This window comes from Leisingera sp. S232, assembly GCF_049800895.1.
Lineage (GTDB): Bacteria > Pseudomonadota > Alphaproteobacteria > Rhodobacterales > Rhodobacteraceae > Leisingera.
Map to the genome: position 1 here is coordinate 193,839 of NZ_JBNAFX010000002.1, position 21,369 is coordinate 215,207.

22 protein-coding genes and 1 tRNA gene are annotated in these 21,369 nt (G+C 60.2%); 9 read left to right on the plus strand and 14 right to left on the minus strand.

The features are described 5' to 3' along the window. Positions 1-28 precede the first annotated feature (28 nt). Complete coding sequence (locus tag ACP151_RS02460; RefSeq protein ID WP_424977254.1) at positions 29-1,423, plus strand: sulfotransferase family 2 domain-containing protein; 1,395 nt, start codon at positions 29-31, stop codon at positions 1,421-1,423. 121 nt (positions 1,424-1,544) lie between these two features. On the opposite strand, the gene ACP151_RS02465 is transcribed toward ACP151_RS02460, so the two are convergent. The 8 genes from ACP151_RS02465 to ACP151_RS02500 all read right to left on the minus strand — a co-directional run bounded on the left by ACP151_RS02465 (position 1,545) and on the right by ACP151_RS02500 (position 6,695). Next, positions 1,545-2,009 carry a PTS sugar transporter subunit IIA gene (locus ACP151_RS02465; protein ID WP_424977255.1) on the minus strand — a complete coding sequence of 155 codons (465 nt, stop codon included), beginning with the start codon at positions 2,007-2,009 and terminating at the stop codon, positions 1,545-1,547. 51 nt (positions 2,010-2,060) lie between these two features. Next, positions 2,061-2,618: a ribosome hibernation-promoting factor, HPF/YfiA family gene (gene hpf, locus ACP151_RS02470; RefSeq protein WP_424977256.1), complete on the minus strand. Its 558-nt coding sequence runs from the start codon at positions 2,616-2,618 to the stop codon at positions 2,061-2,063. Positions 2,619-2,888: 270 nt separating this feature from the next. Continuing rightward, positions 2,889-3,647, minus strand: a complete 759-nt coding sequence (gene lptB, locus ACP151_RS02475) for an LPS export ABC transporter ATP-binding protein (protein WP_424977257.1) — start codon at positions 3,645-3,647, stop codon at positions 2,889-2,891. Further along, positions 3,647-4,156 (minus strand): lipopolysaccharide transport periplasmic protein LptA, encoded by a 510-nt coding sequence (lptA, locus tag ACP151_RS02480; protein WP_424977258.1) that lies wholly within the window; start codon positions 4,154-4,156, stop codon positions 3,647-3,649. Before lptA ends, lptB begins: the two co-directional genes overlap by 1 nt. A 3-nt stretch (positions 4,157-4,159) precedes the next feature. Beyond that, positions 4,160-4,759 (minus strand): LPS export ABC transporter periplasmic protein LptC, encoded by a 600-nt coding sequence (gene lptC / locus ACP151_RS02485; RefSeq protein WP_424977259.1) that lies wholly within the window; start codon positions 4,757-4,759, stop codon positions 4,160-4,162. 22 nt (positions 4,760-4,781) lie between these two features. Then, positions 4,782-5,750 (minus strand): KpsF/GutQ family sugar-phosphate isomerase, encoded by a 969-nt coding sequence (locus ACP151_RS02490; RefSeq protein ID WP_424977260.1) that lies wholly within the window; start codon positions 5,748-5,750, stop codon positions 4,782-4,784. After that, the gene (locus tag ACP151_RS02495) at positions 5,747-6,361 is read right to left on the minus strand and encodes a ribonuclease D (RefSeq protein ID WP_424977261.1); all 615 of its coding nucleotides are present in this window, start codon (positions 6,359-6,361) and stop codon (positions 5,747-5,749) included. The genes ACP151_RS02490 and ACP151_RS02495 overlap by 4 nt, the downstream gene beginning before the upstream one ends. Before the next feature lie 247 nt (positions 6,362-6,608). Continuing rightward, positions 6,609-6,695: transfer RNA gene (locus ACP151_RS02500), tRNA-Leu, on the minus strand. A 253-nt stretch (positions 6,696-6,948) separates the two neighbouring features. Between ACP151_RS02500 and ACP151_RS02505 the strand changes: the two genes are divergently transcribed. Continuing rightward, the gene (locus tag ACP151_RS02505) at positions 6,949-9,138 is read left to right on the plus strand and encodes a dehydrogenase E1 component subunit alpha/beta (protein WP_424977262.1); all 2,190 of its coding nucleotides are present in this window, start codon (positions 6,949-6,951) and stop codon (positions 9,136-9,138) included. Further along, on the plus strand, positions 9,135-10,169 hold the full coding sequence (locus tag ACP151_RS02510) for an ACP S-malonyltransferase (RefSeq protein ID WP_424977263.1): 1,035 nt from the start codon (positions 9,135-9,137) through the stop codon (positions 10,167-10,169). Before ACP151_RS02505 ends, ACP151_RS02510 begins: the two co-directional genes overlap by 4 nt. 210 nt (positions 10,170-10,379) lie before the next feature. On the opposite strand, the gene ACP151_RS02515 is transcribed toward ACP151_RS02510, so the two are convergent. Next, positions 10,380-11,081 carry a winged helix-turn-helix domain-containing protein gene (locus tag ACP151_RS02515; protein WP_424977264.1) on the minus strand — a complete coding sequence of 234 codons (702 nt, stop codon included), beginning with the start codon at positions 11,079-11,081 and terminating at the stop codon, positions 10,380-10,382. Then, positions 11,053-11,346, minus strand: a complete 294-nt coding sequence (locus ACP151_RS02520; RefSeq protein WP_424977265.1) for a hypothetical protein — start codon at positions 11,344-11,346, stop codon at positions 11,053-11,055. Before ACP151_RS02520 ends, ACP151_RS02515 begins: the two co-directional genes overlap by 29 nt. Before the next feature lie 168 nt (positions 11,347-11,514). Between ACP151_RS02520 and ACP151_RS02525 the strand changes: the two genes are divergently transcribed. The 4 genes from ACP151_RS02525 to ACP151_RS02540 all read left to right on the plus strand — a co-directional run bounded on the left by ACP151_RS02525 (position 11,515) and on the right by ACP151_RS02540 (position 15,539). Further along, on the plus strand, positions 11,515-12,030 hold the full coding sequence (locus ACP151_RS02525) for a hypothetical protein (protein WP_424977266.1): 516 nt from the start codon (positions 11,515-11,517) through the stop codon (positions 12,028-12,030). Positions 12,031-12,128: 98 nt separating this feature from the next. After that, positions 12,129-12,746, plus strand: coding sequence for a ribonuclease HII (locus ACP151_RS02530; RefSeq protein ID WP_424977267.1), 618 nt, complete (start codon positions 12,129-12,131; stop codon positions 12,744-12,746). Positions 12,747-12,853: 107 nt separating this feature from the next. After that, positions 12,854-13,957: a site-specific DNA-methyltransferase gene (locus ACP151_RS02535; RefSeq protein WP_424977268.1), complete on the plus strand. Its 1,104-nt coding sequence runs from the start codon at positions 12,854-12,856 to the stop codon at positions 13,955-13,957. Between the two features lie 193 nt (positions 13,958-14,150). Beyond that, on the plus strand, positions 14,151-15,539 hold the full coding sequence (locus ACP151_RS02540) for an adenylate/guanylate cyclase domain-containing protein (RefSeq protein WP_424977269.1): 1,389 nt from the start codon (positions 14,151-14,153) through the stop codon (positions 15,537-15,539). A 3-nt stretch (positions 15,540-15,542) separates the two neighbouring features. Here ACP151_RS02540 and ACP151_RS02545 read toward each other — a convergent pair whose 3' ends face one another. Both ACP151_RS02545 and mutY read right to left on the minus strand, forming a co-directional pair. After that, on the minus strand, positions 15,543-16,676 hold the full coding sequence (locus ACP151_RS02545) for an alkane 1-monooxygenase (protein WP_424977270.1): 1,134 nt from the start codon (positions 16,674-16,676) through the stop codon (positions 15,543-15,545). A gap of 85 nt (positions 16,677-16,761) precedes the next feature. Further along, positions 16,762-17,826: an A/G-specific adenine glycosylase gene (mutY, locus tag ACP151_RS02550; protein ID WP_424977271.1), complete on the minus strand. Its 1,065-nt coding sequence runs from the start codon at positions 17,824-17,826 to the stop codon at positions 16,762-16,764. 84 nt (positions 17,827-17,910) lie between these two features. Between mutY and ACP151_RS02555 the strand changes: the two genes are divergently transcribed. After that, positions 17,911-18,438 carry a DUF721 domain-containing protein gene (locus ACP151_RS02555; protein ID WP_424977272.1) on the plus strand — a complete coding sequence of 176 codons (528 nt, stop codon included), beginning with the start codon at positions 17,911-17,913 and terminating at the stop codon, positions 18,436-18,438. After that, a complete protein-coding gene (locus ACP151_RS02560) occupies positions 18,435-19,106 on the plus strand; it encodes a DsbA family protein (protein ID WP_424977273.1) in 672 nt (223 codons plus the stop codon). The genes ACP151_RS02555 and ACP151_RS02560 overlap by 4 nt, the downstream gene beginning before the upstream one ends. 78 nt (positions 19,107-19,184) lie before the next feature. Here ACP151_RS02560 and lpxK read toward each other — a convergent pair whose 3' ends face one another. Then, the gene (gene lpxK / locus ACP151_RS02565; protein ID WP_424977274.1) at positions 19,185-20,186 is read right to left on the minus strand and encodes a tetraacyldisaccharide 4'-kinase; all 1,002 of its coding nucleotides are present in this window, start codon (positions 20,184-20,186) and stop codon (positions 19,185-19,187) included. Next, entirely contained in the window at positions 20,173-21,366 is a 1,194-nt protein-coding gene (locus ACP151_RS02570; protein WP_424977351.1) for a 3-deoxy-D-manno-octulosonic acid transferase, read from the minus strand. The genes lpxK and ACP151_RS02570 overlap by 14 nt, the downstream gene beginning before the upstream one ends. Between the last annotated feature and the right edge of the window lie 3 nt (positions 21,367-21,369).

The window sequence follows — 21,369 nt, forward strand, 5'->3', positions numbered from 1 at the left end:
TTTTGACTACTTTACGGTCTTTGCGGAAATGCGGACTGGCTCCAATTTTCTGGAGACAAATCTGAATGCTTTTGATGGGCTGACCTGTCACGGAGAGGCGTTCAATCCGCATTTCATTGGCTATCCGAACAGCACCGAGATTCTGGGTGTGACCCAGGCGATGAGGGAAGCTGATCCAGCGCGGCTGATCCAGAAAATCAAGGAAGATCCGAACTCTATTGGGGGTTTTCGTTACTTCCACGATCACGATCCGCGGGTGCTGGACGTGATGCTGGAGGATCCGCGTTGCGCCAAGATCATCCTGACCCGCAATCCACTGGACAGCTATGTGTCCTGGAAGATTGCCAAAGAAACGGGCCAATGGAAGCTGACCAATGTAAAACGGCGCAAGGAGGCCAAAGCGCAGTTCGACGCGGTTGAATTTGCTGCTCATGTCGGGGCGTTGCAAGCGTTCCAGACGACCTTGCTGAACCGGTTGCAGGCCTTGGGGCAAACGGCGTTCTACGTGGCCTATGAGGATTTGCAGAGCGTTGATGTGATGAACGGGCTGGCGCGCTGGCTGGGGGCCACGCAGCAGCTGGAGGAGCTTGATGGCAGTCTGAAGCGTCAAAATCCCGCCCCGGTGCTTGCCAAGGTGGCCAATCCTGACGAGATGCAGGAGGCGCTGGCGGGCCTGGACCGTTTCAATCTGACCCGGACCCCGAATTTTGAGCCGCGGCGTGGTCCGGCGGTGCCGGGCTATATTGCCGGGGCTGATGTGTCGATGCTGTATCTGCCGCTTAAGGGCGGGCCAGAGGCCGAAGTGGCACAATGGATGGCTGGGCTGGATCAGGCAGCACCAGAAGCGCTGATCCAGGGAATGAACCAGAAGCAGCTGCGCCAGTGGAAACGCAAAAACAAAGGGTTCCGCAGTTTCTCTGTGCTGCGCCACCCGGCAGCGCGGGCGCATGCGGTGTTCTGCCGCCGGATCCTGAACGCGGGCGAGGGCAGCTACCGCCAGATCCGCAACACGCTGCGGCGGCAATTTGGCTTGCCGTTGCCAGAGGCGGGGCCGGATGACGGCTATTCCCGTGCGCAGCACCGCGAAGCCTTTGCAGGGTTTCTTGAGTTCGTCAGGTCCAGTTTGGCGGGCCAGACCTCTGTCCGGCTGGATGCGGAATGGGCAACGCAAAGCCAGGCGTTGGCCGGGTTTGCTGAGCTAGGCTCCCCTGATCTGCTGATCCGTGAAGATGAAATGCATGAAGACCTTCCTGCGCTGGCCCGTAAACTGGGGCGGTTGGAGCCAGGAGCGGTTCCGACAGCGGATCCTGAGACACCGTTTGCACTTGAAGATGTCTATGATGAAGAACTTGAGGCGTTGATATCGTCGGTTTACCAGCGCGACTATCTGACCTTTGGGTTTGGCCCATGGCGGAAGGGATGAAAACTCTGTCCACAGCGCTGGCGTGACCCAGCCATGGGACCGGCGCCGCATGAGGTGCAGTGCGGCTGCGCACAAAAGCCTGCGAAGCAACCATGGCTGACCAGCGCCAGCCGCCTGTGTTTCAGGCAGCCTGGACCGAGTGGCCTTCGGTCAGGATGGTATAGAGTGTGGCGGGATCGTGGTTCGCGCGCAGCTTGGTGCAGAAGCTTTGCTCGCGCAGGGTCCGGGAGACCAGTGCCAGCGCCTTGAGGTGCTCGACGCCGGCGTCTTCAGGGGCAAACAGGGCAAAGGCAATATCTACTGGCTGGCGGTCAACCGCGCCGAACTCTAGCGGCTTCTCCAGGATAAGAAAAATACCGCAAACTTCGCTGACAGCATCGAGCCGGGTATGCGGCAGGGCGACGCCGTGGCCGACACCGGTCGGGCCGAGGCTTTCGCGGTCCAGCAGGGCCTCCAGCGTGCCTTGTGCCTCCAGCCCGTAGGAGGTCTGGGCGACGTCGGCAATTTCCTGAAACAGGCGCTTCTTGCTTGAGACCGCTCCGATTACCCGGACGGCCTCTGGCTTGAGGATGCTGGAAATCTGCATATGTCTGCTCCGTTCCGGCGCCCCTATGGGGCGCCGATGCCTTGGGTGTGTTTACGGATCGATCCAGCCGATGTTGCCGTCTTCGCGGCGATAGACCACATTCAACCCGTCTTTGCCTTCGTTGCGGAATACCAGCACCGGTGCGCCTGCCAGCTCCATCTGCATCACCGCTTCCCCGACAGACAGGGAGGGGATGCGAGTCTCCATCTCGGCGACGATGATCGGCTGCAACGAGTCCGGTTCGGAATCCGCTTCCTCAGAGGCCAGGATATAAGAGTTAGCGCCCAAATGTTCAACCGGCTCGCTGCGGTCCTTGTGGTGATCCTTGAGCCGGCGCTTGTAGCGGCGCAGCTGTTTCTCCATTTTTTCACAGCAAGCGTCAAAGGCGGCATAAATTTCAGTTTCGTGGGCCTTTGCCTGGGCGGTCAGCCCGGTCGACAGATGAACAGTGGCCTCACACACATACTCATGCGCCGAACGAGAAAAGACCACAGTCGCGTCGGTGGGCCGTTCGGCGTATTTTTGAACGGCCGAACCGAGTTCGTTCTGCACATGAACCTGCAGAGCTTCACCGATGTCGATCTGTTTGCCGCTAATTTTGTAACGCATGTGATCTCCTTCACAATTTATTGCGGCCGGGCCTGCTGCCAAGGCAACCCTTGACAGTATCACATCAGGTCCGGAACCGGGGGGCAGGCCAGCGATCCGGTTGCATCCATCGGGGCCTTGTCGCCAAAGCCATTAATCGGATTGCATCGGACAGCGCGTATGCCATGGGTCAATTCGACGGCAAGATAGAGGGAGAGTCAATGGATAACCCGAAAAAAGAAACTTGGATTTCCAGCAGATTTTCAAGCCTGCGAAAGGCCGCGCAGGAGGTTAGGAAATGCGGAAGTTGTCGCCCAGGTAGACGCGGCGGACGTTTTCGTTTTCAACCACTTCTTCGGGGCTGCCGGACATCAGGACCTGACCGTCATGCAGGATATATGCACGGTCCACGATCTCCAGTGTCTCGCGGACGTTATGGTCTGTGATCAGCACCCCGATGCCGCGTTTTTTGAGGTCGGCAACAAGGTGACGGATGTCACCAACTGAAATCGGGTCGACCCCGGCAAAAGGTTCGTCGAGCAAAAGGTACTTGGGGTCAGCTGCCAGGCAGCGGGCGATTTCCACCCGGCGCCGTTCACCACCTGAAAGAGCCAGCGCAGGCGCACGGCGCAGGTGCTCGATCGAAAAGTCGGAAAGAAGTTCCTCCAGCCGCTCGCGGCGCTTGTGCTCATGTTTTTGCGAGATATCCAGAACAGCTGAGATATTGTCTTCAACCGACAAGCCGCGAAAAATCGACATTTCCTGCGGCAAATAACCGATACCCATACGTGCACGGCGATACATGGGCAGGCCGGTCACATTCTGACCGTCGATGCTGACGGTGCCCGCTTCCGGGAAAACAAGGCCGGCGATGGCGTAGAAACTGGTTGTTTTGCCTGACCCGTTGGGACCCAGCAGTGCCACCACCTCGCCGCGATTCAGCGACATCGAGACATCGCGGATCACCACTTTTTTACGGTAGGACTTTCGCAGCCGCGCAATGCGCAGCCCTGAAGAGCCTTCAGTGACAGTCAGGTCCGGTTTCGCCATCAGTCACTGCCGTTCGGGTTGAGGATGGTTTTCACCCGGCCGGCCATGCGGGCGGTGCCGGAGGTGAGGTTCACTTCCAGCCGGTTCGAGGCCAGAGTGCCGTTTTCCTGATTGAGCAGCACATTGCCGGTCATGACGATGGTGCCGCGGTCAATGGTATATTCGGCGCGCTGTGCCTCGGCGGCGTCCGGGCCGCTGACCAGGATCACGTTGCCAGTGGCCTCCAGCCGTTCGATGCCGGCATTGGCGCCGTTTTCGCCAGCGGTCTTGTAGATCACCAGGACCTTATCGGCGGAAAGCCGCATGATACCTTGCGCGATCAGGACATTGCCTGTGAACTCAGCCGAGCCATTGGCCTGGTTGACCGCCAAATTGTCGGCGGTCACTTCAACCGGCTGGCTTGGATCGGCCTTGACCGCGCCAAAAGCCACAGAGGCCGTTTGCGCGATTGCGAGGCCAGGAAACACCGCAAGCGGCAGGCAGAATATCAATGCGCGCAAATAGGACACAGGTTATCTTTCCGGTTTCTGTGGTTCATATAGCAGCTTCACGCCGTTTTTGAACACCATATGGACCGGACCGCCCCGAGTTTTTGTTCCAATTCGCATGTTACCTGCGGTCAATTCACCAATTGCGCCGGTTGCGCGCACGGGGCCGGGGCTGCTGGCTTCGAGGCCGCTGAGGGCTGTGTTCAGCTCTTCTGTTTCCACGACCAGCCCGTCCGCAGAGGTAATTGTTACCTGGCCAGAGAAGCGTGCCATGTCCCGACCGGGATGAATGGCGCCGGTCTTTGAGGCAAGCGTGATCCTGCCGCCGTCAGCCAGCCGGATTTCCGCCGAGAGTTCGCTGGCAATCGCGGGGGTGCCTTCGCTGCTTGGGCGGGCCAGGGTCGCGGTGACCATGATCTCGTCTCCCTGCGCGGTTGTGCCAGAGAAGAAGGGAGCGGTGACCTGCTGTCCTTTCATCCGGTCTTCAATTTCCCTTTGCGCAAAGGGAATCACCGCATCCGTGTTTACCCCCCGAGAGATCATAAACAGGGTCGACAGCAAGACCAGGGCAGCCAGCGGCAGCAGCACTTTCAGGTAGGCGACGGCTCTGGAATGGCTGTCCATGATCTGCTCTCAGGCCTCCGGGTCAGCCGAGGCCTGCACGCAGGCAGTCGTGGATGTGAAGGAGGCCCTCTGCCGTCTTGCCGTTGTCGGGATCGACCACGAACAAGCATGTGATCTTGCGCTGGTTCATCACCGCAACCGCTTCTTGCGCCATGGCGCCGGGGGCGATGGTGGTGGGGCTGGCGGTCATAACCTCGGCAGCTGTCTTGCCCAGCAGCCCGTCCATATGACGCCGCAGGTCGCCGTCGGTGATAATGCCGGCCAGCGAACCATCGGCGGCAGCAACACCGGCAACACCAAACCCTTTCTGGCTGATCTCGATCAACGCGTCGGCCATCAGGGTGTCTGCTGAAACCAGCGGCAGGGCATCATCCGCGTGCATCAGATCGCGCACCTTGCTGAGCTGGGCGCCAAGTTTGCCACCCGGATGGAAGTCACGGAAGTTTTCCGGGCGGAAATTGCGGTGCCGCATCAAGGCAATCGCCAGCGCGTCGCCCATCGCCAATGTCAGCGTGGTCGAAATCGAAGGCACCATACCAAAGCCGCAAGCCTCACCCACCGAGGGGATTTGCAAGTGCACATCGGCCTGTTTCATCAGGGCGCTGTCCATCTTGCTGGACAGGCCGATCAGCGGAATGGAAAAGCGGCGCGTGAAGGCCAGCAGATTGGCCAGTTCCGGCGCTTCGCCCGAATTGGAGATCGCCAATACGACATCGCCTTCGGACAGCATGCCCAGGTCGCCGTGGCTGGCCTCGGCGGGGTGCACGAAATAGGCGGGCGTACCGGTGGAGGCGAGAGTTGCTGCGATCTTGTGGCCGATATGGCCGGATTTGCCGATGCCGCTGACAATGATACGGCCCGTTGCCTGCAAAATCAGCTGCACCGCGTCGCAAAACCGGTCATCAAGCCCGGCAGCCAGGGTTTCCAGCGCCTTGGCTTCGTCTGTGATGACCTGCCGCGCGGTGGTGAGGAATTTTTCTGTATCGGTCATGAGTGGGCAAAAATATCAATTTCGGGCCAGCCGGCCAAATCCAGCTTGGCGCGCATGGGAAGAAAATCAAAACAGGCCTGTGCCATTTCAGTGCGGCCTTCCCGGGCCAAACGCTTGTCCAGTGCCTCGCGCAGCTTGTGCAGGTGAAGAACATCCGAAGCGGCATAGTCGAGCTGGGCGTCGGTCAGCTCAGCTGCGCCCCAGTCGCTCATCTGTTGCTGCTTGGAGATGTCGATGCCCAGCAGTTCCTGGGTCAGGTTCTTGAGGCCATGCCGGTCAGTATAAGTGCGCACCAGGCGGCTGGCGATTTTGGTGCAATAGACCGGAGCCGTCAGGGCGCCGAAGGCATGGTACATGGCAGCGATGTCGAAACGGCCAAAGTGGAACAGTTTCAGGACATTCGGGTCTTCCAGCATCAGGCACAGGTTGGGCGCAGCAGTTTGGCCTTTTTCCACCTGAACGATGTGGGCATTCCCGTCGCCGCCTGACATCTGGATCACGCAAAGCCGGTCGCGATGCGGGTTAAGCCCCATAGTTTCGCAATCGATCGCAACAACGGGACCGAGATCCAGCCCGTCCGGAAGGTCGTTTTTGTACAGGTGATTGGCCACTGAAAGTCCCTTTTGAAATTGATCACGGCGGCAGGGTCTGGAGAGGAGATAGGCGCTTTGCCTGTCAAACTCAACTGTGCCGTGGAAAGGTCGCGGGAGTTAGGGCAGCCTGAGGCCGGATGCCTTGCCCGCGTAGCCAGCGTGAGGATGAAAGCAATCCTTCGCGCCAAGGCAGCTTGGCTTCACGCCTATCCGCAGGTTTGGGCTAAGCGGCGCCCTGAAGGCTGAATATCTAGTTTTTAGGGAATGGTGCCCAGGAGAGGACTCGAACCTCCACGTCCATACGGACACTAGCACCTGAAGCTAGCGCGTCTACCAATTCCGCCACCTGGGCAGGTGTCGTGGAACCGGCGTATAAGATGGTTTTTCGGGGTCGTCAAACGGAAATGGGCACCAAGACTGACCTGTTTGTGTTCAGTTTCCGCGAACCGCAGCAATAAGCACGGCAAGGTCATGATTTTCCTCATGTTCGGCGCTGTGTTTTCTTCCAAACATTCCGAATTGGAATGGCGGCAGAACGCAATCTCATTGGCGTTAAGCATCAGATTCGCGGATAAAGGCCCGGATATTCCGCGCAAGGAGGCCGCATGGACCGCGCTCAGATCGTGCATCAGAATTTTCTGCACCGGGTTGAGGCAGAAGACCTACCTTTAGGTGACCTGCCCAATGGGCCACTTACAGCTGCTGAAGCTGTGTCAGTCTTTCGGGCGCAGGTGTTGAGCCGGGCATTGGACCTGACCAGCCGGGCAATGCAGAAAGCCGGCGAAGGGTTCTATACAATCGGATCTTCAGGGCATGAGGGGATGGCCGCGGTCGCGCGCGCGCTGCGGCCAACGGATATGGCGTTTTTGCATTATCGCGATGCGGCGTTTCAGATTGCGCGAGCGGATCAGGTGCCGGGGCAGCGGATTGCCTGGGACATGCTGTTGTCCTTTGCCTGTTCCAGCGAAGACCCGACCTCGGGCGGGCGACACAAGGTTCTGGGTTCCAAAGAATTGATGATCCCGCCGCAGACTTCAACCATTGCTTCGCATCTGCCAAAGGCGGTGGGGGCGGCCTATTCCGTTGGTGCTGCAAAGCGGCACAAGCCGGAGCATCAGCTGCTGCCGGAGGACGCCATTGTCATGTGTTCCTTCGGGGATGCCTCGGCCAATCACTCGACAGCGCAGGGGGCATTTAACACGGCCGGCTGGACCAGCGTGCAGTCGACGCCGCTGCCCTTGCTGTTTGTCTGCGAGGACAATGGCATCGGCATTTCGGTGAAGACACCGAAAGGCTGGATTGAGGCTTCGATGGCTGGGCGGCCGGGTATCAAATACTTCAAGGCGGATGGGCTGGATATCTACAATGCCTATCAGGTGGCGCAGGAGGCTGCGGAATATGTTCGGACCCATAGGAAACCGGCCTTCCTGCATTTGCGGACAGTGCGCCTGTATGGTCATGCGGGGGCGGATGTGCCGACCACCTATATGAGCAAAGCCGAGGTGGAGGCGGATGAAGCCAATGATCCGTTACTGCATTCGGTGCGGCTGCTGGCACAGGCGGGTGCGCTGCGCCCCGAGGAAGCTTTGAAGATCTATCAGGATACCTGCGCCCGGGTGGAGCGGATCCGAGCCGAGGCGGTCACGCGGCCTCACCTGAAGACAGCCAGTGAAGTGGCAGCCAGCCTAATTCCGCCAAGACGGGCGTGCGCGCCCACCAATGGCCCAAGCGCGGCAGCGCGGGCGGCAGCGTTTGGCAGCGACATGCGGGCGATGGAAGAGCCGCAGCCGATGTCACGGCTGATCAACTGGGCGCTGACCGATCTGATGCTGGAACATGGCGAGATCGTCATGATGGGCGAAGACGTGGGCCGCAAGGGCGGGGTTTATGGCGTCAGCCAGAAGCTGCAGCAGCGGTTTGGGCCGGACCGGGTGATCGACACCCTGCTGGATGAGCAGTCAATCCTGGGGCTGGCAATTGGCATGGGGCACAACGGGTTTCTACCGGTGCCGGAGATCCAGTTCCTCGCTTATCTGCACAATGCCGAGGACCAGCTGCGCGGTGAGGCGGCGACATTGCCGTTTTTCTCTAACGGGCAGTTTTCCAATCCGATGGTGCTGCGGATTGCCGGGCTGGGATACCAAAAGGGGTTTGGTGGTCATTTCCACAATGACAATTCGCTGGCGGTGCTGCGGGATATTCCGGGGCTTGTGATCGCCTGCCCGTCGGATGGGGCAGAGGCTGCGATGATGCTGCGCGAGGCGGTGCGACTGGCACGGGAGGAGCAGCGGGTGGTGGTCTTTGTAGAACCTATCGCGCTTTACCCGATGCGGGATCTGCATGAAGGAAAAGACGGCGGCTGGATGCGGACCTACCCCTCGCCGGACCGGCGGATTGGCCTGGGCGAAGTGGGGATACACGGGGATGGTACTGATCTGGCCATCGTGACTTATGGCAATGGACGGTATCTGTCGGCACAGGCACAGGCAGAGCTGGTGGCTCAGGGTGTGCATGCGCGGATCGTGGATCTGCGCTGGCTGGCGCCTTTGCCGGAGGCGGAGTTGCTGCAGGCGGTGCGGGGCTGCGAACATGTGCTGATTGTTGATGAATGCCGCATCACCGGCAGCCAATCAGAGGCGCTGATGGCGCTGTTTGCCGAGCAAAGCGAAGCATCAACAGCGCGGATTGCAGCGAGCGATTGCTTCATCGCAACCGGGCCTGCCTATGGTGCAACGCTGCCGTCGAAAGACAGCATTGTTAAGGCCGCGTTGAAGCTGGCCGGAGGTGAGTCATGACCCGCACGGCTGTTCTGATCTGTCCCGGGCGGGGCACTTACAACAAGGCGGAGTTGGGGTATCTGCACCGCCATCATGCGGATAAGGCAGCGCTGTTTGCGGGCTTTGATGCACAGCGCCGGGAGGCCGGACAGGAAGAGGTTACGGCACTGGACCGCGCCACCGGGTTTTCGGTATCGAAGTATTCCCGCGGGGATATTGCTTCGCCGCTGATTTATGCCGCGGCGCTGGCGGATGCGCAGTCGCTGGCGGAGGACATCGAGGTGGTTGCAGTGACCGGCAATTCGATGGGCTGGTACATAGCGCTGGCGGCGGGCGGGGCATTGAGTGCTGAAAACGGGTTCACGGTTGTGAACACCATGGGCACGCTGATGCAAGAGAACCTGATCGGCGGTCAGCTGGTCTATCCCTTTGCCGGGCCGGACTGGCGGAACGATGCTGTTTCCAAGGCTGGCCTGCTGGCGCTGGCAGAGGAGATCGACGCGCGCGAGGAGCATGACTTGGCGCTGTCGATTGATCTGGGCGGGATGCTGGTGCTGGCTGGAAATGAGGCCGGGTTGAAGGCGTTTGAGACGGCGGTGCCCGCAATAGCGGAGCGTTTCCCGATGCGGCTGACCAACCACGCTGCGTTCCATACTCGCCTGCAGGCGTCGGTGGCAGCAGAGGGGCGCAGGCGGTTGGGGCCGGAGATGTTTGCCCAACCCAATGTTCCGCTGATTGATGGGCGTGGCCAGATCTGGTGGCCGGGTGCAACGGATACGAAAGCCTTGCGCGATTACACACTGGGACATCAGGTGGTGGAGGCTTATGACTTTACCCGGGCGGTGCAGAATGCCGCGCTGGAATTTGCGCCGGATCTGTTCATAGTGACCGGTCCCGGCACCACGCTGGGCGGGGCGGTGGCGCAATCTCTGGTGCACTGCGGCTGGCAGGGGATGACCGGCAAAGACGCCTTTAAGGCGCGGCAGGCTGAGAGGCCATTGCTGTTGTCGATGGGGGATGCGGCGCAGCGGTCCCTGGCAGCGCGGTAACTTGAGGTCGGCCGGTGTGCTCCCGCGCCTGTTGGCTGCATCGGAGATGCCGCCAAAACAGCCTTGGGCGCGGCCCTGCCCAGAGGGCAGGGCGGAAGGGTCTGCTGAGAAGGTCTTCTGCGGCAGATGGCTTTGTGGCGGCTTGCGGTCCCGGCGTCGGAACGCAAAAGAATCACACGAGATTTTGAGGAAACTGGGGTGTGTGCCACTTCAGATCATGCGGATTACATCCTTGCTGATCGACAGAACATAGCCGCGTTTGGCGATGTTTTTGACCAGCAGTTCACTGACCATCTGATTGCCCAGCGTATCGCGCAGACGCTTGATCCGGGTGGCGCCCGCGGCCTCTTCGCAGTCGGCGGAACTGCGGCCTGAGATCACAGCTTCGATTTCAGCCCCTGACAGCACGTCGTCGTCCAGCCGTGCCTCAGCCAGGACCGATAGGGTTTCCATTGCCGCAGGCGTTAGCTTGAACCCCATGTTGTTGAGGTAGACGGTGTTTTCATCCCGGCTGATCAGCAGTTCGGTGACCTGGATACCGACCCGTTCGATCTGCGCCATCCGGCGGTTCAGCATCACCAGCATCCCCAGTACCGCCAGCGCCGCCACCATCATTGCCGTGGCAAAGAGCAGCAGCACGAATATCACCATCCGGTAGCTGGTCAGCGTGTCGGCAAAGGCGGTGCCGGACTGGGCGAGGATTTCCAGCAGCTTGATTTCTGCCTGTGTGGTCAGATCGTTTTCGATGAACAATTGCTCGACGCGTGCATTGAAGGCGTTGGCATCAGGCAATGTCAGCAAAAGCACGGTCCCGGCAATCACCAGGAGTGCAACAATGGCCGAGATGCCAATGGCAATGACACGGCTGCCGGAGGCCCGCGCCTCAGAAACGGAGATAGTAGGATCCGGCATTGGCCTTCCTTTTCTGCAAGCCCTCGGGGCCAAAAACGGACAGGACATTCAGGAGTGTCCAACCGCCGGGCGCAATGCGGGCCTGGATCTCGTTGCGGGCGGCCTTCTTCTTGCAGGTGCCGGAAAGCTGGATCACGCCGTAATGCAGACGCAGCGGGTTGTCCTGCTTTGCCTTGTAGTCGGCATAGCAGTCAGCTGCATAGGCGGGTGGTGAAAGCGCCAGGAGGACGGCTGCCAGGACGGGGATCAAGAGGTGCTGTTTCATAGCGGCATCCTGCGGCGGCGGGGTGCGAAATTCAATAACCGCAGCGGGTCGGGGCGGCTGATATCCAATAACAAGCGACCGATATTGCCTGTCTGAAGGAGGCGGGACCAGGTTGGGTGCATCAAACGCAGATTTTGCATTCCGCTGATCCAATGGAAAGGTTCCGTTATGACCCAGACAAGCCGCCCCCAGCCGCACCGTAAGTTCATTGCCATGATCGTGGCCACTGCCATCGCAGTTACCGGCTTTTCGGCTGCACCTGCCCGCGCTGATAATGATGCAGCCAAGATACTGGGCGGTCTGGCACTGCTTGGGATCATTGGTGCGGCCATCAAACACTCAAATGATAGGGATGACCACGTGGTGACCCGCACGCACAACCCGCCACAGAGCCATTCTCGTGGTAGCCACAGCCAGTATGGGAACAACCGCCAAGGCGGACATGTCAAACCTCTGCCGCGGTCCGTGCGCCGCTACGATTTGCCGGCAAGATGCGTCCGTTACTTTCCTCGCTACAGCCACAACTACCCGTTGGCGGCAAAGAACTGCCTAGACCGAAATTATGGCTACACGCACAAGCTGCCGCGGTCCTGCAAGGTGACATTCTGGAATGGCCACCAGCACCGCACAGGATTCAAACCTGGGTGCCTGAAGAAACATGGGTATCGGATGGTGAACCGGTAAGGCGCAGGGCAGGTTCGAGCAGCAGCGAACTGGGGGGCTTCGGCCCTCCCTTTTTCTTGCGGCTTGCATCCGCTGCCGCAATTGGTTTTGTCAGAAGGATGATACAGCCAGATTACAGTCTTGAAACCGCCGCCCATGACAAAGGGTTTTTCAGAGTTGCCGGTGTCGATGAGGTCGGCCGGGGGCCATTGGCCGGACCGGTGACGGCAGCTGCGGTGGTCCTGGATGTTGCAGCCATTCCGGAAGGGCTGAACGACTCCAAGAAGCTGAGTCTGAAAAAACGGCAGGCGCTGGAGGAGGGCATTTTGGCGTCCGGTCAGTCGGCAGTTGCCCATGCGTCGGTGGAAGAGATTGATTCTCTGAACATTCTGCGGGCCTCGCATCTAGCCATGGAACGGGCGGTGGCGGCGTTGGACCCTGCGCCGGATTATCTGCTGATCGACGGCAATCTGATCCCCAAAGGGCTGTCATTGCCGGCCGAAGCGGTGATCAAGGGGGACGCCAAGTCGCTATCCATTGCGGCGGCATCTATTCTGGCAAAACTGGCACGCGACAGGATCATGGTGGATTTGGCGCAACAGTTTCCGGGATATGGCTGGGAGAAAAATGCAGGCTACCCGTCGAAACAGCACCGCGACGCGCTAGTTAACCTTGGGGTGACCCCACATCATCGGCGATCCTTTAAGCCGGTACACAATATCTTGTATCAAGAGTGAACCGCAGGACGTTGAAGTAATAAACAAATTGACCTCGAATCCGCGATGACTCATCCTGTGGACAACCTAATGAGCGCAAAAATGCGCCGCGGTTATGAGGCAGAGCAATGAATAAAACCATGACAAAGGGCGCGGCAGCGCTCCCTTTAAACACGATTCTTGGCGGTGACTGCGTCGAAGCGATGAACAGTCTGCCAGCCAATTCGGTGGACCTGATTTTTGCGGATCCGCCGTATAACCTGCAGCTGAAAGGCCAGCTGCATCGCCCCGACAACTCCAAAGTCGACGCGGTGGACGATCACTGGGACCAGTTTTCCAGCTTTGCGGTCTATGACCAGTTCACCCGCGAGTGGCTGAAGGCGGCGCGCCGCCTGCTGAAGCCGAACGGGTCGATCTGGGTGATCGGTTCCTACCACAATATCTTCCGGGTCGGCGCGGTGCTGCAGGACGAAGGTTACTGGGTGCTGAACGACGTGATCTGGCGCAAATCCAACCCGATGCCGAACTTCCGTGGCAAGCGGTTCACCAACGCGCATGAGACGATGATCTGGGCGTCCAAGGCAGAGGGTGCGAAATACACTTTCAACTACGAAGCATTGAAGGCGCTGAACGAAGGCATCCAGATGCGCAGCGACTGGGTGCTGCCGATCTGTACCGGCCATGAGCGGCTGAAAGACGAAAACGGCGACAAGGCGCATCCGACGCAAAAGCCGGAATCGCTGCTGCACCGAATTTTGGTCGGGTCGACAAACCCGGGCGATGTGGTGCTGGATCCGTTCTTTGGCACTGGCACCACAGGTGCGGTTGCCAAGATGCTGGGACGCGAATTCATTGGCATCGAGCGTGAGGAGGCCTATCGCAAGGTTGCCGAAAAACGCATCAAGGCGGTGCGCAAATTCGACCGCGAGGCGCTGGAGGTGTCCGCCAGCAAGCGGGCCGCGCCGCGGGTGCCCTTTGGCCAGCTGGTGGAGCGCGGCATGCTGCGCCCGGGCGAGGAGCTGTTTTCAATGAACCGTCGGCATAAGGCCAAGGTGCGGGCGGACGGCACGCTGGTCGGCGACAACGTCAAGGGGTCGATCCATCAGGTGGGGGCGCATCTGGAAAACGCGCCTTCGTGCAACGGCTGGACCTATTGGTGTTTCAAGCGTGATGGCAAGACAGTGCCAATCGACGTTCTGCGCCAGCAGATCCGGGCCGAGATGCAGAACTGACGCCCCGGAGCTGTTCAGAACGCAACAGTCTATTGCAGGTGCCTGTGCATATTGCGCAGGCACACACCTTGCCCCGTCTGGATCAGGCGGGGTTTTTTGCATGCGTGCGGAGTGATGGGCTATTCCCTGAAGGACGCAGGATCACTATTTGAAATGGGGTACCTGCCGCAGCCAGCGGGAAAAGGGAGAGCCAATGACCGATTCGGCGTTTGTAACCGGTACCGGAGCAGCCAGAGCAGCAGAAGCCAGCAGTCAGGAACCCTCTGCAGCCGCAGGCAGGTTTGCCGAAGCAGCGTTGGACGCGCATAAGCGGCGCGGGTTGCAACTGGCTGTTCGCGCGCGGTGGATTGCGCTGCCGATTGTTGCGGTATTCATCGTTTTTCTGAACCCTGTCTGGAGTGTGCTGTATTACCACGGCCTGCTTGCGCTTCTGTGCCTGAACGGCTGGTTCATCAGCCGAGTCGGAAAGGTTGGCAAATCGCGGCTGGAGCTGTTCCTGATCTTCCTTGACCTTGCGGTCATGACCGGTGCGCTGGTTGTGCCCAACCCGTTTGATGCCCGCGACATGCCTGCGGCGATGCACTACAGGTTCGACAACTTTCAGTATTTTTTCATCATTCTAGCAGCGGGGACCATGGCCTATTCCTGGCGCACGGTGATTGCGATCGGGATCTGGACCGCCACAATGTGGCTCAGCGCGCTGGGGCTTGTCTGGTGGTTCTCCAGTCCGGCTCCTGGCCTGACAGAGGCTGTTGCAGCCGCTCTGGGCTTTGAACCGGAACTGGCCGAGTTCTTTGACCCGAACAGCTTTGTGGTCAAATTGCGGGTGCAGGAAGCGCTTGTCTTTGTCCTGGTGGCCGTGACACTGGGTTTCTCGGTGCGTCGCTTTAACGGTTTGCTGCGCAGCAATGCCAGCCTGGAAAGAGAGCGGGCGAATCTGTCGCGCTACTTCTCGCCCAATGTGGTGGAACAGCTGTCCCAGAACGATGAGCCGCTGAAGCAGGTGCGCAGCGAGAATGTGGCAGTTCTGTTCATCGATATTGTCGGCTTCACAAGCCTGTCTGTAGCCATGAACCCGCATGACGTCATTGATCTGCTGCGCGAATTTCATGGCCGTATGGAGCGCGAAGTTTTCCGCCATCACGGTACCCTCGACAAATATCTGGGTGACGGGTTGATGGCGACTTTTGGCACCCCTGTGGCCGGCGCGCAGGATGCCGCCAATGCACTGGCTTGCGCCCAGGCGATGCAGGCCTCGCTGGCCAAGTGGAACACGGAACGCGCGCGCCGTGGCCTGCCGGAGGTTCGCGCCGGGATCGGCATCCACTATGGCGAGGCGCTGCTGGGCGACATTGGGGCCAACCGGCTGGAGTATGCAGTGCTGGGCATGGCGGTAAACATTGCGTCGCGGCTGGAGAAGCTGACCCGGCCGCTGGCGGCCCGCATCGCCGTCAGCGAAGCGTTGGCGGACCAAGTGAAAGCAGAACAGATAGGGCTGGACCTGTTGGCGGGCAGCACCCGGCACCCGGACCAGGAAGTGCGCGGGCTGGATCAGCCGATGACGGTTTTGGCTTGGACCTGACCGTTAGCGCGGCATAGGGTTTTGCGCCTTGTTATAGGCCTGCCAGTCGGTGATTTCCGGGTAGTAGGCCTGCCGCCAGCGGCGCACTCGCGGGTTCATCACCCGCCGCCACAAGGGTGGGATCATCGCAGCAATGGTCATGATCGGATAGCCGTAGGGAAGCTGCGGTGCGTCTGCCTCGGTATAGGTCTGCAGCAATGGAAAGCGGCGGTTGGGCTTGTAGTGGTGGTCCGAATGGCGTTGCAGGTTGATCAGCAGCCAGTTCGACGCCTTATGCGCCGCGTTCCAGGAATGGCGCGGCTGCACAGGTTCATATTTGCCGTCACCCAGATGTTTGCGGGTCAACCCGTAATGTTCGACGTAATTGACCAGCTCCAGCTGCCAGATGGCGACACCGGCCTGTACCAGGAACAGCAGTACGCCCGTGATCCCGCCCAGCAACAAGGCCAGCAGCAGCATGGCGCCCTGCAGTGCCCAATAGCGGAAGAACGGGTTCGACAGGTCTGTCCAGGGGCGGTTTTTCTTGGCCAGTTTGTCCTTCTCGGCGCGAAAGGCAGAATGCCAGCATTGCCGCAGCACCCGCGGATAGAAGCGGTGGAAGCCCTCATTGTAGCGCGCGGTGACAGGGTCGCGGGGGGTGCCGACGTAGCGATGATGCACCAGCAGGTGTTCGGATCGGAAATGAGAATACAGAACCATTGCCAACAGGATATCGCCCAACCAGCGCTCTGCCTGGCTGGATTGATGCATCAGCTCGTGGCTGTAGTTGATGCCGACTGCTCCGGTGATGACGCCGACACCAAAGAAGACGGCGAATTTTTCAAAGCTGTTCAGGTGGTCCGCGCCGCTTACGTACCAGATCAGGAAAAACAGGGTGAAGACCTGCAGCGGCACCCAGGCAGCGGTCAGCAGCTTGTACCATTTCAGGTCGCCGTCCGGGGTTTCGGGGTCGGCGTTTTCCAGGTTCAGGCCGAACATCCCGTCCAGCACCGCAAACAGATGCCAAGTCACCAGCGGCGGCAGGATCAGGGCCCAGCCGCCTTGCATCGCAGCGATCCACGCCAGCGGCAGCAGCAGGAAGGACATCCAGAACGGCAGGGCGCTTTGCCAGCGGGAAAGGGTTTCGGGGGCAATCATGCCTGTGTCTCCCAAATCAGTCAGCGCGCGTTTGCGCCGACCCTAGGCGCAAACAGTTAAAAACCCAAGAGGAGCGCAAGGGAAGTCAGCTGCCATTGTGAAGATCGAAGGCCTTGCGCATTACAGTCGGCAGGCTGGAAGGGCGAAAATCGTGGCGCGGGATCAGCTCCTGACCGTCGGCGAGGTTGAACCCTGCAGGCAGTTCTGCGGTTTTCACCTGCAGAATGAGATGGAAATGGGTGAAGGTATGGCGGACTTCGCTGCCCAAATCCTGCCAGTTTGCCGCAAACGGCGGGTTTGGGGTCGGGGCGTCATTCCATTCTGATCCGGGCCAGCCGAGCATGCCGCCCAAGAGGCCCTTGTCAGGTCGGCGTTCCAGCAGCCAGGTGCCGTCCGCCGATTTTGCCAGGTAAACGATGCCGAGCCGGGTCGGTTTGGGTTTCGTTGGTGTCTTCTTGGGCAATTCTGCAGCTGTTCCTGCAACACGCGCGGCGCAAGGGGTGCGCCAGGGGCAAATGCCGCAGGCCGGATTTCGTGGCGTACAGATGGTGGCGCCCAGATCCATCACTGCTTGGGCATAGTCGCCGGGGCGCTGCGCCGGGGTCAGCTCTGCCGCGTGGTCTTTGAGCAGGGGTTTCACGCCGGGCAGAGCTTCGTGGACGTTATGGATGCGCGCCATGACCCGTTCGACATTGCCATCCAGAACGGTTTCAGGCCGGTCAAAGGCGATCGAGGATATGGCCGCAGCGGTATAGGGGCCGATGCCCGGCAGGTTCAGCAGGCCATCATAGCTATCGGGGAAGATGCCCCCGAAATCAGCGGCAACAACGCGGGCGCATTTCAGCAGGTTGCGGGCGCGGGCGTAATAGCCAAGGCCGGCCCATTCGCTCATCACGTCAGCGTCTTCAGCTGCGGCCAGATCCAGCACTGTCGGCCAGCGGCTGGTGAAACGCAGGAAATACTCCCGCACGGCGGCAACCGTGGTTTGCTGCAGCATCACTTCGCTGAGCCAAACCTTATAGGGATCGGGACGCTCGCCGCTTGCGCGTTCTGCCGGGCCGATCCGCCAGGGCATCGTGCGGGCGTGCATGTCGTACCAGGCAAGCAGGTCTCCGCTCATCGTGGTGGAATTGCTGTTTAAGTCACGCATTCGTTATTCCCTGAGCTGCAGTTAGGCTGGTGCCTGCATTACCGCTCTTTACAATAGGGTGTGCAGTCGAGCAAAACCTAGATCATGGCATTCAGGCGCAGCACCACACGCGGGTTCTCCCGGACATCCAAGCTCCTTAGCGAGCAGATCCGCAAAGCGGGGGAAAGCAGGGGATTCGCGGTATCGCGTCTGCTTACCCATTGGGAGGAGATCGCGGGGCCGGATATTGCCACGATGGCGCGTCCGGTGAACGTGGGGTACGGGCGCGGTTCCTTTGGTGCAACACTGACGGTGCTGACGACAGGTGCCAATGCGCCCATGCTCGAAATGCAAAAAGAACGCCTGCGCGAGCGGGTCAATGCGGTCTATGGCTTCAACGCCATTTCCAAGGTGCGGATCACGCAAACGGCACCGACGGGATTTTCCGACGGTAACGTGGACTTTAAATATGCCCCCAAAGTGCAAGCTCCGCTGCAACCTGATCCGCAGGATGCAGCCGAGGCCAGCAAGGCAGCGCAAGGGGTGGAAAACGACGATTTGCGCGCCGCCCTGGAGCGTCTGGGGCGCAATGTGCTGACAAAACAAAAAACGCAAGGAAAGGGGTTCAAATGACCCGTCTCATGTCTGGTGTCTTTGCCGCGGTTGCGGTGGTTGCGGGCGGCTATGCCCTGACAGGCTTCAACACCCAGAGCAATCTGCCGCAAAACCCGCTGGTTGGCGCTGCCTTTGCGCAGGAAGCCGACGTGGACACCTCCACCGTCACCGAGATGATCCTGGGGGCAGAGGATGCGCCGGTCACGCTGATCGAATATGCGTCCTATACCTGCCCGCATTGCGCAAACTTTCACAACAACACTTTCAAGCAGCTGAAAGCGGACTACATCGACACCGGCAAGGTGAAGTTCATCTACCGCGAGGTCTATTTTGACCGTTACGGCCTGTGGGCGTCGATGATCGCGCGCTGCGGCGGCGCCGACAAGTTTTTTGGCATTTCGGACCTGATCTACAAAGGGCAGTCGGATTGGGCGCGGGCTGGTGATGCCTCGGCCATTGTTGACGAACTGCGCAAGATCGGCCGTTTGGCTGGCATCGAGAACGAGCAGCTGGAAGCCTGTCTTCAGGATGGTGAAAAGGCGCAGACGCTTGTGACATGGTATCAGGAAAACGCGACCGAGGATGGCATCGAGTCTACGCCATCGTTCATCCTGAACGGCGAGAAGGTTTCCAACCAGCCTTATGCGGACTTCAAGAAACTGCTGGATGCTGAGCTGGGAAGCTGAACAGATTGAACTGTTGACCGAAGAGCCCGGGTCGAAAGTCCGGGCTCCTTTATTTTGCAGAGCCTGCGCCGTGCAGGATCACGGTGCAGGCGCAGCTTTCTTTAGCAGATCCTTCAGGGCGTCATCTGCGGTGATCTGCAGTCTTACAGGCAGGGTGATCACCTTGGAGCGGAAGCTGTTCGGCAGGCGGACGGCGTCCTTTTCGGTGGTCACAAGCTGGGCGTTCAACAGTTTGGACTCGTTCTCTAGCCGCTTCAGCAGGGCGCCGGTCAGCGGCTGATGATCGTCAAGTGCCTCGGCCCGGGCGATGTCGGCGCCAAGGCTGCGCAGAGTGGTGAAGAACTTTTGCGGATGGCCAATACCGGCAAAGGCCAGGACGCGGGTGCTGTTCCAGGGCATTCCGGTTTGCAGCGGCTCCAATGCCCCGGTGAAGTGGGGCAGGTCTTGCAGCTGGCTGCCCCACGCCTCAAAGAACTTCAGTTGCGCCGCTTCCGACCCTAACGAAAGCACGGCGTCGGCCCGTTTCAGGCCGGTGGCAACCGGCTCCCGCAGGGGGCCGGCCGGCAGGCAGCGGCCATTGCCGAAACCGTGCCGGGCGTCCACCACGATCAGCGATAGGTCCTTGGCCACGGCCGGGTTCTGAAATCCATCATCCAGGACGATAACCGTCGCTCCTGCCTGGGCTGCGGCCTGTGCCCCTGCGGCCCTGTCCTTTGCTACCCAAACTTCGGCAAAGGCGGCCAGCAGCAGCGGCTCGTCCCCGGTCTGGTCAGCCCGGTGCTGCGCTGGCATCACGCGCACCGGCCCCTCCAGTGATCCGCCATGGCCGCGGGTAACCACATGCGGCTCATGGCCGAGATTGCGCAGGGTTTCCAGCAGCCAGATGACAGTCGGCGTCTTGCCTGTGCCGCCGGCGTTCAGGTTTCCCACGCAAATCACAGGCACGCCGGGGCTTGACGGTTTGCCCTTGGCCATCCGGGATGCGGTGGCATGCGCATAGGCCCAACCGAGCGGCGCCAGCACAGCTGCGCGCAAGTCAAAATTGCCCGGCGCCTTATGCCAGAAGTCAGGTGCCCGCATTAGTGCCCTCGCGCTGGTCAAGCAATGTCTGGACTTTGTCCAGGAGTGTGTCTGTTGTGGTTGCGCTTTCGGTAACGCTCTGCCAGCCGGCCAGCGCCATCTCTGCGGCCTTGTCCGGAGCCGACAGGGCGACAACCATGTCTGCCATATCGTCTTGGGTGCGCACTTGCACGGCAGCGCCGGCTTTTGCCAGCCGGTCATATAGGTCGCGATGAGCGTGAATGCCTGGTCCGTGCAGCAACGCTGACCCAAGAGCCGCAGCATCCAAAGGCGATTGGCCCTGTGCGTTAGGGTCCAGACTGCTGGCAATCAAAGCGACAGGTGACAGCCGGTACCAAAGACCCAAGTCATCGCCGCCTGCCAGAAGGGCCTGGTTAAAGTCGTCGGGTTCGCCGCCGTTCTCCCAATCAGCATAGGACAGGCCACTGTCCTTCAGAAGCATGCGGGCAGCTTCGTGATCCGTGCTGTCATCCAAAGCAATGACCAGCAGCAAGCGGTGCAGCAGCCGTAAGGCAGCCCGGTGGGCGGTCAGAATGCCGGGCAGCTCATCCAGTTTGACGTGGGCTGCCAGCCAGACCGGGCGGCTGCCCAAGGTCTGCTGCATTGCGGAAAGCTCATCATCATTGCAGCCGGGGGGAATGGCAGATACGCGCAGCTTTGTCGCCAACTCCAGCCGTTCTGCGGGAAAGCCAATGCGGAGCAGGCGGTCCCTGACCGTCTTGGACGGGGTCATGATACAGCTCAGACCGTCCAGCATTTTCCGCCGCTGATCCGGCAGCCAGCGGCTGGTGCGGTGCGGTAGTTCGGTGTCGAGAAGGTCGGCCAGCAGCACGCCGGTTCCCTGGTCGCGCAAGTGTTTCAGCATGACTCGCCTGTTTGGCGTGCCGGTCCAGATACAGGCATCAGGCTGCCAATGTGCCGCAAATGCACGGGCTTCCGCCAATGTATCATCAGCCAGCGGGCCGGTCGGGATATCGCAGCCGACAGTGCCGGTCAGACGCAGGTCAGGGTCCCAACTGGCCAGGACCGACAAGTCAGGGCGCAGGGACTTCAGGCGGCGTCCGATATCACAGAGCGCCAGATAGCGTTCAGGTGTCGTTGCATGCACCCACAGCAGTTCACCCCGGGGGCGGGGCTGCAGCACGGAGGAGCGGCCGGTGTTACTGGTTCGCCGTTGCATCTG